This is a genomic window from Pedococcus aerophilus (genome assembly GCF_039532215.1).
In the GTDB taxonomy this organism is placed as follows: domain Bacteria; phylum Actinomycetota; class Actinomycetes; order Actinomycetales; family Dermatophilaceae; genus Pedococcus; species Pedococcus aerophilus.
The window spans coordinates 390,677-404,661 of the sequence record NZ_BAAARN010000005.1 but is presented as its reverse complement, the minus strand read 5'-3'; the positions used below and the strand labels follow the sequence as shown (position 1 = coordinate 404,661).

12 protein-coding genes are annotated in these 13,985 nt (G+C 72.0%); 5 read left to right on the top strand and 7 right to left on the bottom strand.

The window, feature by feature from the left end; all coding sequences use genetic code 11:
- Positions 1-36: 36 nt before the first annotated feature.
- The 7 genes from ABD286_RS18450 to ABD286_RS18420 all read right to left on the bottom strand — a co-directional run bounded on the left by ABD286_RS18450 (position 37) and on the right by ABD286_RS18420 (position 8,750).
- Positions 37-933: a carbon-nitrogen hydrolase family protein gene (locus tag ABD286_RS18450; protein ID WP_344196219.1), complete on the bottom strand. Its 897-nt coding sequence runs from the start codon at positions 931-933 to the stop codon at positions 37-39.
- Positions 933-1,592: an SRPBCC family protein gene (locus ABD286_RS18445; RefSeq protein WP_344196217.1), complete on the bottom strand. Its 660-nt coding sequence runs from the start codon at positions 1,590-1,592 to the stop codon at positions 933-935. Before ABD286_RS18445 ends, ABD286_RS18450 begins: the two co-directional genes overlap by 1 nt.
- Positions 1,592-4,039, bottom strand: coding sequence for an aerobic carbon-monoxide dehydrogenase large subunit (gene cutA / locus ABD286_RS18440; RefSeq protein WP_344196215.1), 2,448 nt, complete (start codon positions 4,037-4,039; stop codon positions 1,592-1,594). The genes ABD286_RS18445 and cutA overlap by 1 nt, the downstream gene beginning before the upstream one ends.
- Positions 4,036-4,533 carry a (2Fe-2S)-binding protein gene (locus ABD286_RS18435; RefSeq protein ID WP_344196213.1) on the bottom strand — a complete coding sequence of 166 codons (498 nt, stop codon included), beginning with the start codon at positions 4,531-4,533 and terminating at the stop codon, positions 4,036-4,038. Before ABD286_RS18435 ends, cutA begins: the two co-directional genes overlap by 4 nt.
- Positions 4,530-5,417 carry an FAD binding domain-containing protein gene (locus tag ABD286_RS18430; protein WP_344196211.1) on the bottom strand — a complete coding sequence of 296 codons (888 nt, stop codon included), beginning with the start codon at positions 5,415-5,417 and terminating at the stop codon, positions 4,530-4,532. The genes ABD286_RS18435 and ABD286_RS18430 overlap by 4 nt, the downstream gene beginning before the upstream one ends.
- Before the next feature lie 40 nt (positions 5,418-5,457).
- Entirely contained in the window at positions 5,458-6,894 is a 1,437-nt protein-coding gene (locus ABD286_RS18425; RefSeq protein WP_344196209.1) for a uracil-xanthine permease family protein, read from the bottom strand.
- 221 nt (positions 6,895-7,115) lie between these two features.
- Positions 7,116-8,750 carry a PucR family transcriptional regulator gene (locus ABD286_RS18420; RefSeq protein WP_344196207.1) on the bottom strand — a complete coding sequence of 545 codons (1,635 nt, stop codon included), beginning with the start codon at positions 8,748-8,750 and terminating at the stop codon, positions 7,116-7,118.
- A gap of 239 nt (positions 8,751-8,989) precedes the next feature.
- Between ABD286_RS18420 and ABD286_RS18415 the strand changes: the two genes are divergently transcribed.
- The 5 genes from ABD286_RS18415 to ABD286_RS18395 are packed head-to-tail and all read left to right on the top strand — an operon-like array spanning position 8,990 to position 13,970.
- Positions 8,990-9,871, top strand: a complete 882-nt coding sequence (locus tag ABD286_RS18415; RefSeq protein ID WP_344196205.1) for an oxamate carbamoyltransferase subunit AllH family protein — start codon at positions 8,990-8,992, stop codon at positions 9,869-9,871.
- Positions 9,868-11,361 carry an AllF/FdrA family protein gene (locus ABD286_RS18410; RefSeq protein WP_344196203.1) on the top strand — a complete coding sequence of 498 codons (1,494 nt, stop codon included), beginning with the start codon at positions 9,868-9,870 and terminating at the stop codon, positions 11,359-11,361. The genes ABD286_RS18415 and ABD286_RS18410 overlap by 4 nt, the downstream gene beginning before the upstream one ends.
- A gap of 1 nt (position 11,362) precedes the next feature.
- The gene (locus ABD286_RS18405) at positions 11,363-12,787 is read left to right on the top strand and encodes a YlbE family protein (protein ID WP_344196201.1); all 1,425 of its coding nucleotides are present in this window, start codon (positions 11,363-11,365) and stop codon (positions 12,785-12,787) included.
- Between the two features lie 54 nt (positions 12,788-12,841).
- Positions 12,842-13,696 (top strand): bifunctional methylenetetrahydrofolate dehydrogenase/methenyltetrahydrofolate cyclohydrolase, encoded by an 855-nt coding sequence (locus ABD286_RS18400; RefSeq protein ID WP_344196199.1) that lies wholly within the window; start codon positions 12,842-12,844, stop codon positions 13,694-13,696.
- A 4-nt stretch (positions 13,697-13,700) separates the two neighbouring features.
- Entirely contained in the window at positions 13,701-13,970 is a 270-nt protein-coding gene (locus ABD286_RS18395; RefSeq protein WP_344196197.1) for a DUF3017 domain-containing protein, read from the top strand.
- The last annotated feature ends 15 nt before the right edge of the window (positions 13,971-13,985 follow it).

The following is a 13,985-nucleotide window of genomic DNA, read 5'->3' as shown; positions in this document are numbered from 1 at the left end:
CTCCGGTCAGCAGCTGCTCCGGAAGACGGGAAGGGGTCAGTGGGGGAAGGAGGACTGGGCGGGGCGCTCGAGGTCGTCGCGGTGGTTGCGGATGAGGTCGAGGTTGCGGTCGCGCAGGTGGTCGAACCCCTGCCCGATGTTCGACCCCGGGGTGAGCGAACCCAGGGCGGACTCGGGGTCCAGGCGCGCAGACACCCAGCCCTCGTGCGACGCGGCCTTGGCGACGATGTGGCCGACGGGCGTGACGATGTGGGAGTTGCCGAAGTAGAGGACGCCGGCGGCGTCGACACCGGTGGCGTTGGCCCCGACGACGAAGACGTGGTTGTCGTACGCCCGGGCGCGCGACGTCAGCTCCCAGATGTCGGCCGACCGCAGCAGGGCCGACGGACGCAGGATGACCTCGGCTCCCTGGACGGCCTGGATGCGGGACAGCTCGGGGTAGTCGCCGTCGAAGCAGACGATCATGCCGATCTTCCCGAGTGCGGTGTCGATGACGGTCACGGTGTCGCCGGGAGTCACCCAGCCGCCGCCGTCGACGTGCTCGGTGCAGAACGGATGGGTCTTGCGGTAGACGCCGACCACCTCGCCGTCCGGGGCGATGAGCACCGAGGCGTTGTAGACGGTGCCGCGCTCGGGACCGCGCTCGTAGGTGCCCACGCAGACGTGCACGCCCAGGTCTCGGGCGACCTGCTGGACGGGCTCGGTGACGGGTCCGGGGATCTCGGAGACGAGGTCCCACAGCTCCTCGGTCGAGCAGTCGGGCGTGAACCCGGTCGTCACCGTCTCGGGCAGCACGACGAGCTCGGCGCCGGTGGCGTCGACGCAGCGACGGGTGAAGTCGACGCACCTGTCGAGGTTCTTGCGGACGACCTCCGGTGACAGCGGACCGGCGACCGGTGCGATCTGGACGGCCGCGGCGGTGAATGCGCGCATCAGTGACGCCTCCCTAGGTTCCACCCGACGATAACCCCGGCGAGGGCCGCCACCCCACCGGCGAGCACGCCATACGCCCAGTCGCGGTCGCTCCCGGCACCTGCTCCGGCGCGCCCCACGGACGCGGCAGGGGTCGCGGCGACGCCGGCGTAGACCGGCGATCCGGCCGGCGCCCCGGGTGCGCGGGTGAGGACAGGGGACTCGATGGGCTCGGGCCGGACCCCGGCGATGTCGGCGTCGACGGCAGCGAAGAACTGCCCGGCCATCTTGCGCGTCACGCCGGCGAGCATCCGCTGCCCGACCCCGCCGATCACCCCACCCACGGCGGCGTCCGCGTCGTACGTGAGGTCGGTGCCGCCACCGGTCGCCGGCGTGAGCCGCACGACGACGTCGGCGTCGACGGTGCCGGGCCCACCGGCGCCGGTCGCCTTCATCGTGAACTGGCCCGGCGGCTGCGGGTCCTTGAGCGCGACACGACCGTCGTAGGTGCCCCTGATCGCGGCGACGCCCGCGGTCACGGTCATGGCGTACTCGTCCTCGCCGACCTGGGTCAGCGACTCGCAACCCGGCAGGCAGCGCGCGAGCACCGCTGGGTCGTGGAAGGCGTTCCAGACCTGCTCGGGCGTCGAGGTCAGGGCGGCCGTGCCGGAGATCTTCATCAGGTCCTCGTCGTCGTCGGGTCACTGGGCTCGGAAGGGTATGGCGCGCGGCCGCGCAACGACGAGATCTCACCGGAGGCGTGGCGCTGGCGCAGCTCCCACAGCTCGACCGGGGAGATGGGCATCGAGGTGATGGCGAAGCCCTCGGCGTCGGAGATGGCCGAGGCGATGACGGCGCTCACGGGGATGCAGCCGGCCTCGCCGGCGCCCTTGATGCCCAACGGGTTCAGCGGCGAGGGCGTCTCGAGGTGGTCGGTCTCGATGTGGGGGATCTCGGAGGCGTAGGGCATGAGGAAGTCCATGAACGAGGCGTTGAGGAGCTGCCCCGACTCGTCGTAGACCATCCGCTCGTAGAGAGCGCCTCCGACGCCCTGCGCCACCCCGCCGTGCACCTGGCCCTCGACGATCATCGGGTTGATCATCGTCCCGCAGTCGTGGATGACGCAGTAGCGCAGGATGTTGATCTCGGCAGTCACCGGGTCGGTCTCGACGATCGCCGCGTGCATGCCGTTGGCGAACGTCGCCTGGGTCGGCGAGTAGAAGTCGCGACCCTCGAGGCCGGGTTCGTCGTCGTCGGCGACCGGCGGCTTGTCCGGGTCGTTGCTGCCGGCGAACTGCGTCGCGGCCTTTGCTGCTTCGTCGAACGCGTAGCGCAGTGGGTTGCTCATCACCGACACCGTGCCGAGGGACATCTGGGTGTCGGGCGCGCCCTTGACGCGGATGATCCCGTCGACGATCTCGAGGTCGTCGGCAGCCACCTCGAGCGCGTCGGCCGCGATGCGCAGTGCCTTGGCGCGCACGTTGCGGGCGGCGAGGGCGATCGCGTTCCCGCTCATCACCGCCGCCCTCGACGCGAACGTCCCCACGGCGTAGGGCATCCGGCGGGTGTCGCCGGTGGTGACGAACACGTCCTCGATCGGCACGCCGAGCTCCTGCGCCACGACCTGGGCGAACGCCGTCTCGTGGCCCTGGCCCTGCGACGTGAGGCCGGTCGACACGTTGACCCGGCCACTGGTCTCGATCTGGATGTGGCCGCCCTCGTAGGGGCCGACGCCCGTTCCCTCGACGTAGCAGCCGATACCGAGCCCGACCTTGCGGCCCTCGACCCGGGCCCGGTCGCGGTACTCGGCGAAGTCGTCCCACCCGACGAGCGCCTTGAGCTTGTCGAGCGAGGCGGGGAAGTCGCCGGAGTCGTACTTCAGCGGACGCCCGTCCTGGAACAGCAGCCCGTGGTCGAACGGCATCTCGCTCGGCTGGATGAAGTTGCGCGACCGGACCTCGGCCCGGTCGAGCCCGAGCTCGTCGGCGATCGCGTCCATGGTGCGCTCCATGGCGAAGCAGCCCTGCGGACGGCCGGCGCCGCGGTAGGGCGTGACGAGGACGGTGTTCGTGTAGAGCGACCAGAACTCGCAGCGGTACGTCCCCGGCTTGTACGGGCCGAGCAGCTGCGTGGACGTGATGATCGGGACGATGATCCCGTACGGCGTGTACGCCCCGTTGTCGTGCCAGAACTTCACGTCGAGGCCGAGCAGTCGCCCGTCGTCGTCGAAGCCGACACGCACCTGCTGGAGCTGACCGCGTTCGTGCGCCGAGGAGATGAAGTGCTCGCGACGGTCCTCCACCCACTTCACTTCGACACCAAGGGTTTTCGCGACCCACGGGACGAGGACCTCTTCTGGCCACGGGTGGTTGATCTTCACCCCGAACCCACCGCCCACGTCGGGGGCGATGCACTCGACCTTCGCGAGCGGCATACCGAGCTTGGCGGCCACGGCTGCACGCACCCCCGTGGAGGTCTGCGTCGAGGAGTAGATGCGCAGCTCCTCGCGGTCGGCGTCCCAGCGGGCGTAGACGCCCTTGCCCTCCATGGGCATGCAGGCGCTGCGCTCGATGGCGAGGTCCAGCTCGAGGACGTGCGGGGCGTTGGCCAGGGCGGCTTCGACGTCGCCGACCTCTTGGAGCATGTGGGCGGCGATGTTGCCGGGGACGTCGTCGTGGACGAGCAGGTCGGCGGCACGGGCGGCCTCGATCCCGACGACCGGGGGGAGGGCCTCGTAGTCGACCCGGATGCGTGCGCAGGCGTCCTCGGCGAGGTAGCGGTCGCGGGCGACGACCATGACGACGGGCTCGCCGACGTGGTTGACCTCGTCCTTGGCCAGGGCGTGCTGGGTGCGGCCATGGGTCAGCGTGGGGTGGGGGATGAGCAGGGGGAGGGGTTCGCCGACCCGGCCGGGCAGGTCCTCGTGCGTGTAGATCGCGACGAGTCCGTCGACGTCGAGGGCGTCGGTCACGTCGATGTCGACGATCTTCGCGTGGGCGTGCGGGCTGCGGACGAAGGCCGCCGCCAGGGCACCGCGGCCCAGGTCGTCGAGGAACTTCCCGCCGCCGGTGACCAGCCGCGGGTCCTCCTTGCGCCGGATGGGTGCACCGAACATCTGGGTCGTCACGAGCGCTCGGCCTTGATCTCGGCCGCGCGCAGGACGGACTTCACGATGTTCTGGTAACCGGTGCAGCGGCACAGGTTGCCCGAGATGGCCTCGCGGGCCTCGTCCTGCGTCGGTTCGGGGTTGTCCTCGAGGAACGCCGTGATCGTCGTGACGAACCCGGGAGTGCAGAATCCGCACTGCAGGCCGTGGCACTCGGTGAACGCCTGCTGCACCGGACCCATCGCCTCGATCGTCCCGAGACCCTCGATCGTCGTGACGGCGTGCGCCTGCGCGCTCACGGCGAACATCAGGCAGGCCCGCATCGGTGCTCCGTCGACGAGCACGGTGCAGGCGCCGCAGACCCCGTGCTCGCACCCGACGTGGGTGCCGGTCAGCCCGAGGTCGTGGCGCAGGAAGTCCGACAAGAGGCGGCGGGCGGGCACCCGTGCGTGGCGGGGGACGTCGTTGACGGTGACCGTGACGTCGAGCAGCTCCTCGGCGACGGGTTCGCTCATGCGGCGGATCCTCCTGCGCTGGAGGAGATCGAGTCGCTCGCGGCTCGGGCGAGTGTGAGGTGGGCGAGGCGGGTGGCGAGCATCGCGCGGTACTCGGCCGTGGCGTGGATGTCCGACTCGGGTGTCAGGTGGGCGCGGACGAGGTCGTCGCACGCCGCCCAGTCGACTTCCTCCGGAGCCTGTCCATGGACCGCGGCAGTCACGTCGACCACTCCCGGCACATCGGTCACCGAGACGAACGACAGCCGAGCCGAGGTGAGGACTCCGTCCGACACAGCCACGGCGGCGGCGACCCCGGCCATCGCGTAGTCGCCGTGGCGGCGGGCGCGCTCGGCGAACGCCGTCCCGGTGGCAGCAGGCAGTCTCGGGAACCGCACTGCGACCGCCAGCTCGTCCGGCGCCAGTGAGGTCTCCAGGGCGCCGAGGAAGAAGTCGTGCCAGGGGATCTCGCGCGTGCCGGAGGGACCGACCGCCTCGACCAAGCCGTCGGTGAGCGCGAGGATCGCCGGCATCTCGCCGGCAGCGTCGGCGTGGGCGATCGAGCCCACCGTCGTCCCGCGGTTGCGGATGGCTGGGTGGGCCACGTGCCGAACGGTACGGCGCAAGAGCGGCGACGCCGCATACGCAGCCTCGTGGGACTCCAGGCCCGCGTGCCGGACGAGCGCACCCACCCGCACCGCGTCGTCGGTGACCTCGACGCGGTCCAGCCCGGCCACACCGTTGATGTCGACGAGGTGGGCGGGGGAGGCGAGCCGCATGTTGAGGATCGGGATGAGGCTCTGCCCACCGGCGAGGACCTTGCCGTCGTGACCCACCCGCTCGAGCACCCCGACGGCTTCCTCGACGGTGCGAGGCGCGTGGTGCACGAACGGAGCGGGCTTCACGGACTGATCCTGCCTGTTCGGGGGACGGGTGGGAAGGAGGTCAGCGGCGCGGGCGCAGGTCGTCCTCCCCGTCGCCATACGTCTCCCGACCCACGGTGAGCACCGATCCGTCGGCGCGGTCACGCAGCTCCGCCGGGGCGAGCGCCTTGGCCAGGTGGTACGCACCCACGGCGACGATGGTGCCGAGGGCGATGCCGCTGAGCGAGAACTCGTCCGAGAACGTCAACGACACGTTGCCGATGCCGATGATGATGCCGGCGGCGACCGGGACGAGGTTGATCGGGTTGCCGAAGTCGACGTTGTTCTCCTTCCAGATCTTCGCGCCCAGCAGGCCGATCATCCCGTAGAGGACCACGGTGATGCCGCCGAGGACGCCGCCCGGCGTGGAGGCCACGAGGGCCCCGAACTTCGGGGAGAGTCCGAAGAGGATCGCCACGATCGCGGCGACGTAGTAGGCGGCCGTCGAGTAGACCCGGGTGGCGGCCATGACCCCGATGTTCTCGGCGTACGTGGTCGTGGGGGAGCCACCCACGGACGTCGCGAGGACCGTGCCGATACCGTCGGCGGCGATGGCCCGACCCATGACCGGGTCGAGGTCGGTCTTGGTCATCTCGGCGACAGCCTTGACGTGGCCGGTGTTCTCCGCGATGAGGGCGATGACGGCGGGCAGGACCAGGAGGATCGCGGCGATCGAGAAGCTCGGTGCGTGCCAGCCCACGATCTCCTTGCCCGCGACGAGCTCGGTGTGCGGGGGGAAGCCGATCCAGTCGGCCGCCCCGACGCCCTCGAAGTTGGTGCGGAAGTGGGTCGTGACCTTGCCCGCTCCGGCGTCGAACGAGGTGATCTGGCCGAAGACCTTGTCGAAGATCCACGACAGGACGTAGCCGAAGATCAGCGCCAGGAAGATCGCCACCCGTCCGACGAATCCCTTGACCGCCACGGCGCAGACGATGGTGAAGAGCATGACGAGCAGCGCGACCCACTGGTCCTGCGGCCAGTAGACGCCGGCGACGACCGGCGCGAGGTTGAACCCGATGAGCATGACGACGGCACCCGTCACGACCGGCGGCAGCACCCTGTGCACGACGCGCGAGCCGGCGAAGTGGATCAGGACACCCACGAGCGCGAGGACGACACCGGCGACGAGGATCGCGCCGGTCACCTCGGCGGAGTCTCCGCCCTGGGCACGGATGGCCGCGACACCGCCGACGAACGAGGCCGAGGTGCCGAGGTAGGAGGGCACCTTGCCCTGGACGATGAGCAGGAACGCGATCGTCGCGATACCGCTCATCATGATCGCGAGCTGGGCGTTCAGGCCCATGATCAGCGGGAAGACGAAGGTCGCCCCGAACATCGCGACGACGTGCTGGGCGCCCAGACCGATCGTCTTGCCCCAGGAGAGCCGCTCGTCGGGGGCGACGACGTCGTCGGGTCCCATCGTGCGGCCGTCACCGTGCAGTTTCCAGCCCAATGCCATGAGGACTCCTTGTCGACTGCCGCGCCGGGGGTGGGGGTGAGCAGCGCTGCCCGGGGTGGAACGTCACGCGGTGCGGCGACCCTACGACCCGGCGACCCCGGGACCCTCGAAAACTAGCGGGACGCGCGGGCCGTGCATTGGGCAACACTTGCCATCAGGGGCCGGCAGGCGTTCGGCAGGTCATGCGCTGGCCCCTCCGCCAGCCGGGGAGCGCTGCCGAGTCAGATGCCGCGCATCTGGTGGACCTTGAGGGCCAGCGCCAGCTTGAGGCGCAGCTCGGGGTCGGAGGTGAACGGCCCGAGCATCTTCTCGAGCTTGGCGATGCGGTAGCGCAGCGTGTTGTAGTGGAAGAACAGCAGCCGGGCGGTCTCGGCGACGTTCATGTTGGTGTCGATGAGGACGCTCAGCGTCGTGCGCAGGTCGGCGTGCTCCGCGACGTCGTCGTGCGCGAGCGGCCCGAGCGACTCCTCGACGAACCGTCGCAGGTCGGCGCTGTCCGGGATGAGCGACAGGAGCCGGAACACCCCGAGCCCGTCGAAGTGCGTCAGCGCCGAGGCCCCGTGCAGCTGTCGCCCGACGCTCACGGCGCTCAGCGCCTCCTCGTATGCCGCCGGGAGACCGGCGAGGGAGTCGATCGGCCGCGACACCCCCGTCGAGAACGTGCGGCGTCCGCCGCCGCCGTCGCCGCGCACCACCCGCACGACCTCGCCCACGGTGCGCATGATGGCGTCGGTGTCGGCGTCGGCGGGCACGGCCTGCAGCGCCACGACCTCCTGGCTGAACCCCACCACCGGCGCCTTCGGGTCGCGGACCGCCATCGCCTGGCTCCACGCCCGGGCGAACCGCTGCTGCAGCGAGCTCACCTCCTCCGGCGACCGGGTGGTCTGGGTGTCGTCCTCGTCGGTCTCGGCGACCACCACGACGAGGCGACGGTCGACGTCCCACCCGAGCGCGGCCGCGTGGGCGACCGCGTCGGTGGGGGACCCTGCCCGGCCGGAGAGGGCGTCGCGCAGGAACTCGGCGCGGTACTTGCCCTCGACGGCGGACACCGCCTGTTCCTTGGTGATGGCGAGCGCGGCGACGGTCGCTGCCCGCTCGAGGAGGTGGACGTCGTCGGCGGTCAGGGTGCGGTCCATGACGAAGGCCGCGAGCAGGCCGTGGTCGAGCTGCCCGGCGACGATCCGCACGAGGGCCCGTCCGGCGTCGTCGCGCCGTGGGTCGCGGATGCCGACGGATTCGCGTTCGGTGACGAGGCGGCCGGTGCGGTCGAAGCAGTCCAGGGCCAGCGCGGACTCCAGGTCGGCCTCCGCGCCGGCGCGGGCCAGCACCCGACCGTCGGTGGTGGTCACCATGGTCGCGCCGCCGAGGAAGCCGGCGAGCCGCTCGCACAGGTCCTGCAGCCCACCACCGGCGAGCACGATCCCGACGAGGATCTGGTGCGCCTCGTCGACACGGGCGAGGATGCCGGACTGCTGGTCGAGGACGGCGCCCAGCACCTCGGTGACGACCAGCTCTGCACTGGCGCCGCGCACGAGCACCACCAGGAGTCCGGCCGAGGCCGAGGCGGCTGCCCAGTCGTGGCGGCCACCGCCGCCACCGGTGCCGCCGTTCCGGGTCACGACGAGGGCAGCAGCGCCACGGTCCGCGACCGAGCGCACGAGTAGCTGCGGATCTGTGCCAGGGGCCAGCCGTGCCGGGTCGAGGCAGACGACATGGTGCGCGGCGCCCTCTTGGGGGTCGGCGGCATACAGGGAGGCCCGGGTGACCACGGCGGAGAGTTGCTCCGGGGCAGCGTGCACGGACGCACCGACGAGGCTGGGCAGCTGGAGGACGCGGGCCAGGGGCACACCGGTCACGAGATCCCGGGTGGGCAGCGCGGTTGCCCCCAGCGCCTGAGGGGCTGGCAAGTCCGCGCCACCGGGGCCGGGATCATTGGCAACATTCACCATGAGGGGACTGTAGCCCCGCTCGGTAGCGTCACTGCTCGAAGCCGCGCGGGATTCCGTGGTCCCCCTGCCCCCGGGGTCCCGCGCGGCTCGATTCCCGTGCGACCCGACGCCGAGGAGGCCGGCCAGTGCCCGAGGCGGCTTCCGCGATGGCCACCACGACGTACCGCGCGGCGGTGTCCGCCCGCTCCGCGCCGATGCTGGCGCGTGGCCGACGGGGTGCCACCGTCATGGCGGTCTACCCGGGGGCGGTCTACCTGCGGGTCAATGGCTTCCCTCACCCGGGACTGCTGCCCGTGGTGTCGACGGACGCGCTGCGCCTGCCGAACGCCCTGGTGCTCGGCTCGGCAGCCCCCCAGGTGGGGTGGGGCGTGCAGCCCGGCGACCGCGTCCTGGTCGGTGACGGAGCGGTGCGCCTGCCGGGGTTGACGATCCGTCGGACCCGGGTCTGGCAGCCCGTCCCCGTGCCCACCGCGCAGAGCAGGGTCGACGTGCCGTGCCCACCGGCCGTCGTCGCGCTGGCGTCGACAGCCTGGGTCGGCCCTGCCCGGGCCCTCGCCGAGGGCGCGCTCGCCGGAGCGGACCTGGCCGACCGGGCGGAGGTCACCGTGGGCTCCGGACCGGGCCTGACCCCCAGCGGCGACGACGTGATCTGCGGGGTCCTGCTGGCCCTGCGGCTCAGCGGCGCCGACCGTGCCGCAGCCCGCCTGTGGGGCGCGGTCCGCCTGCTCACCAGCCGCACGACGACGGTCTCGGCCTGCCTACTCGCCGAGGCCGCCGACGGGTATGCCGTGCCATCAGTCGTCCGCCTCGCCTCCGCGCTCGCCGGGGGCCGGGAGCGCGGGCCCGAGGTCGGGGCGGCGGCGCGGGAGGTCCGCGGGATCGGCCACACCTCCGGAGCCGACCTGCTCGCCGGCCTGGTCGGCGGCCTCGCGGCAGCGCAGCAGCACCAGCACGAGCGTGCTCTCGCGGGGCTGTCCACCGTGGTGGCGCACCAGTTCTCGACCGCCGACCCAGGGGTGACCTCGTGACCGACCACGTCGAGCTCAGGAGCGGCGTCTACGTCGACTCCGTCAGCCTCATGCAGGTGTCCCGCCGGGTCGCGGCCACCCCCGGTGTCGAGGCCGCGCAGGTGGCGATGGCGACCGAGCTCAACCTCGACGTGCTGCGCGGCATGGGGTTCGACGTCCCGGAGGCTTCGCCCAACGACCTCGTGGTCGCCGTTCGTGCGGACGACGAGTCCGCCGTGGCTGCCGGTCGGGCTGCCGTCGACCACGCGCTGGCCGCGCTGCGGACGACGAGCGACTCGGCAGGGGGATTCGGTGAGGCGCCGCCACCGCGCACCCTGGGTGCAGCGATCGACGCCGTGCACGCCGACCTGGCGCTCGTCTCCGTGCCGGGAAGCCACGCGGCCGTGGAGGCGTTCGACGCGATCGACCGCGGCGTGAGCGTGATGGTGTTCTCAGACAACGTCGACGTCGACACCGAGGTCCTCCTCAAGGACGCTGCGGCAGACCGGGGAGTGCTCGTCATGGGCCCGGACTGCGGCACGGCGGTCGTTGGTGGTGTGGCCCTCGGCTTCGCCAACGTCGTGGCCCCGGGTCGGGTCGGTCTGGTCGCCGCGTCGGGCACCGGCGCGCAGCAGGTGATGTCGCTGCTGGACGCCGCCGGGGTGGGGATCAGCCACTGCCTGGGCGTCGGTGGCCGGGACCTCTCGAGCCGGGTCGCGGGCCGGTCCACCCGCCAGGCACTTGCGGCCCTGGCCGCCGACGAGGGCACCGACGCGATCATCGTCGTGTCGAAGCCGCCGGCCCTCGAGGTGCTCGCCGACCTCGAGGCGTATGCCGCGGGGCTGGGGACGCCGGTCCACTGGGCGACGCTCGGTGCGGGTCGCCCGGACCTGACCACGGCGCTCGAGGCCGTGCTCGACGCGCTCGGTGAGCCACGCCCCACGTGGCCGGCGTGGGACGTCCCGCAGCAGCCGGTGTCGGCTGGCTCGCTGCGCGGGCTCTTCTGCGGCGGGACCCTTGCCGACGAGGCGATGCTCGTGGCGGGGGAAGGGCTGGGGGACATCCGCTCCAACATCCCGCTGCGTCCCGACCTGGCCGTCTCGTCCGACCTGCGCGCCGAGGGCCACGTCGTGCTCGACTTCGGCGACGACGGGCTGACCCGTGGGCGCGCGCACCCGATGATCGACCCGACCCTGCGCCTCGAACGCATCGCCGTCGAGGCCGCCGACCCCGGGTGCGGCGTGCTGCTGCTCGACCTCGTCCTCGGCCACGGCTCCCACCCCGACCCCGGTGGTGAGCTCGCGGAGGCGGTCCGCTCGGCACGCGCCACCGCGGCAGCAGCCGGTCGCGACCTGCCGGTCGTCGTGTCGCTCACCGGCACCGAGGCCGACCCGCAGGGCCTGACGCGGTGCGCCGAGTCGCTGCGCTCTGCCGGGGCCTCGGTGTTCCTGTCCAATGCCGCGGCCGTCCGGCGGGCGGTCTCGCTCGTGTCGACCAGTGAGGAGGCCTGACGTGGCCGGGTCCATCGATCTGCACGGGCTGCTGACCACCGACCCCGTCGTCGCGACGGCGGGTGCCGGCCTGCTCAGCGACGCGCTGCGCGACCAGGCCGTCGTCGTGGGTGAGGCGCAGTGGCAGCCCCCGCCGGAGGACTCGGTCGACGCCCTGCTCCGGGTGATGGCCGACCGCCGCAGGTCCGAGGCGAACTCCCTTGCCCTGCAACGGATGACGGCCGCGGGCGCAGACCTCGTCGACGTGCGTCCCGCGCACGAGGCGCTCGGTCTCGAACGCGGCACGTTCCTCCACGCCGGACCGCCGCTGGAGTGGGAGCGAGCTTCCGGGCCGATGCGTGGTGCCCTCATCGGGGCGGTCCTGTTCGAGGGGCTGGCCGACACGGCCGAGGAGGCCGAGCGCCAGCTGGCCGCGGCGGCATACGTGCTGGAGCCGTGCCACCACCGCGACGCGGTGGGACCGATGGCCGGCGTGGTCTCCCCGTCGATGTGGGTCTACGAGCTGCGCGACGAGGTGCACGACCACACGTCCTGGTGTTCGCTCAACGAGGGCCTGGGCAAGGTGCTGCGGTACGGCGCGTACGGCCCGGAGGTGATCGACCGGCTGCACTGGATGAACTCGGTCCTCGGGCCACTGCTGCAGCAGGCCGTCCGCGCTCGCGGTCCCGTCGACATCAAGGCCGTCATCGCGCAGATGCTCCAGATGGGCGACGAGGGCCACAACCGCAACCGTGCGGGCTCGCTCATGCTGCTGCGCGAGCTGCTGCCGACGCTCATCACCGCCGACGGCAGCTCGACCGACATCGCCGAGGCGGTGCGGTTCTCCGGTGCCAACGAGCACTTCTTCCTCAACCTCGGGATGCCCGCCTGCAAGTTGTCGACCATGGCGGCAGAGGGCATCCCCGGATCGACGGTCGTCACGACGATGGCCCGCAACGGGACCGACTTCGGCATCCGGACCGCCGGCACCGGCGACCGGTGGTTCACGGCTCCGGCCAACACCCCGGAGGGCTTGTTCCTCGGGTCGTACGGACCGGATGACGCCAACCCCGACATCGGCGACTCCGCGATCACCGAGACGGCCGGCATCGGCGGCTTCGCCATGGCGGCGGCCCCGGCGATCGTCAAGTTCGTCGGCGGAGACGTCCCCTTCGCCCTCCGGACCACGCGCACGATGTACGACATCACCGTCGGTGAGCACACGGCGTACCAGGTCCCGATCCTGGAGTTCCGCGGAACTCCCACGGCGATCGACGTCACCGCGGTGGTGCGGACCGGGACGCTGCCCCAGATCAACACCGGTATGGCGGGTCGGGTCGCCGGCACCGGTCAGGTCGGCGCTGGGCTCGTCACGCCACCCGCGGAGTGCTTCACGCAGGCGCTCGACGCGCTCGCCGAGGCTGCGCCCGCCGCCGCTACGAGCTGACCTGGTGTGGGCGGTCGGGAGGCGGCTCGGGCGAGCGTGGCAGGATACGGGACCGTGACCGCGCGCATCCTGGACGGCAAGGCAGTACTCACGACGATCAAGCAGGAGCTGCGCAGTCGGGTCGACGTCCTGCGCGACCAGGGCGTGGTCCCGGGACTGGGCACCGTGCTGGTCGGCGACGACCCCGGCAGCCACTGGTACGTCAACGCCAAGCACAAGGACTGCGCCGAGATCGGCATCACGAGCATCCGTCGTGACCTGCCGGCCACCGCGACCCAGGCTGAGGTCGAGGCCGTCATCGACGAGCTCAACGCCGACGCGGGGTGCACCGGGTTCCTCGTGCAGCAGCCGACCGGGCTGGACGAGATGGCCCTGCTGTCGCGGGTGGCCCCCGAGAAGGACGTCGACGGCCTCCACCCGACCAACCTCGGCTGGCTCGCCCTGGGCAAGGAGGCGCCGCTGCCGTGCACGCCGATGGGCTGCATCGAGCTGCTGCGCCGGTTCGACGTGCCGATCGCCGGTGCCAACGTCGTGGTGATCGGTCGCGGTCTCACCGTCGGTCGACCGCTCGGGCTGATCCTGACCCGCAAGAGCGAGAACGCCACGGTCACCCTCTGCCACACCGGCACCCGTGACCTCGCCGCCGAGGTCAGCCGCGCGGACATCGTCATCGCCGCAGCCGGCGTGCCCGGCATCGTCACCAAGGACATGGTCAAGCCCGGCGCTGCCGTGCTGGACGTGGGCGTCAGCCGCGTCGACGGCAAGATCGCCGGAGATGTCGCCCCCGACGTCGCCGAGGTGGCGGGCTGGGTCAGCCCCAACCCCGGCGGCGTGGGCCCCATGACGCGAGCCCTGCTGCTGTCGAACATCGTGGCCGCCGCCGAACGCCAGCTCGCGGTCTCGGCCTGACCTCGTGATCGCTCCGCGCCTGGGCTGGTGGTGGGTCGCCACCCCGGTCCTCGTGCTGGGCGTGGTGGCCTTCGCGTTCGGGCACGTGCGGCTGGCGGGGTTCGTCATCGCGGGCGGGTTGCTGGTGGCCGCGCTCATCCGGGCCGTCCTGCCGACGGCGCTCAGCGGGGGACTGGTCGTCCGCTCACGGGTGGTCGACGTCGTGACGATGGGGCTGTTCGGGATCGCGCTGGTGGTCGTCACCGCCAGCCTGGACCTGCGTCCGCGCGGCTGACCCGTGCCCTGACGC

Excerpts from the sequence above, each read along its gene's own strand:
- ABD286_RS18450 (WP_344196219.1), bottom strand. The coding sequence starts at position 933 with ATGCGCGCATTCACCGCCGCGGCCGTCCAGATCGCACCGGTCGCCGGT.
- ABD286_RS18445 (WP_344196217.1), bottom strand. The coding sequence starts at position 1,592 with ATGAAGATCTCCGGCACGGCCGCCCTGACCTCGACGCCCGAGCAGGTC.
- ABD286_RS18435 (WP_344196213.1), bottom strand. The coding sequence starts at position 4,533 with ATGAGCGAACCCGTCGCCGAGGAGCTGCTCGACGTCACGGTCACCGTC.
- ABD286_RS18425 (WP_344196209.1), bottom strand. The coding sequence starts at position 6,894 with ATGGCATTGGGCTGGAAACTGCACGGTGACGGCCGCACGATGGGACCC.
- ABD286_RS18415 (WP_344196205.1), top strand. The coding sequence starts at position 8,990 with ATGGCCACCACGACGTACCGCGCGGCGGTGTCCGCCCGCTCCGCGCCG.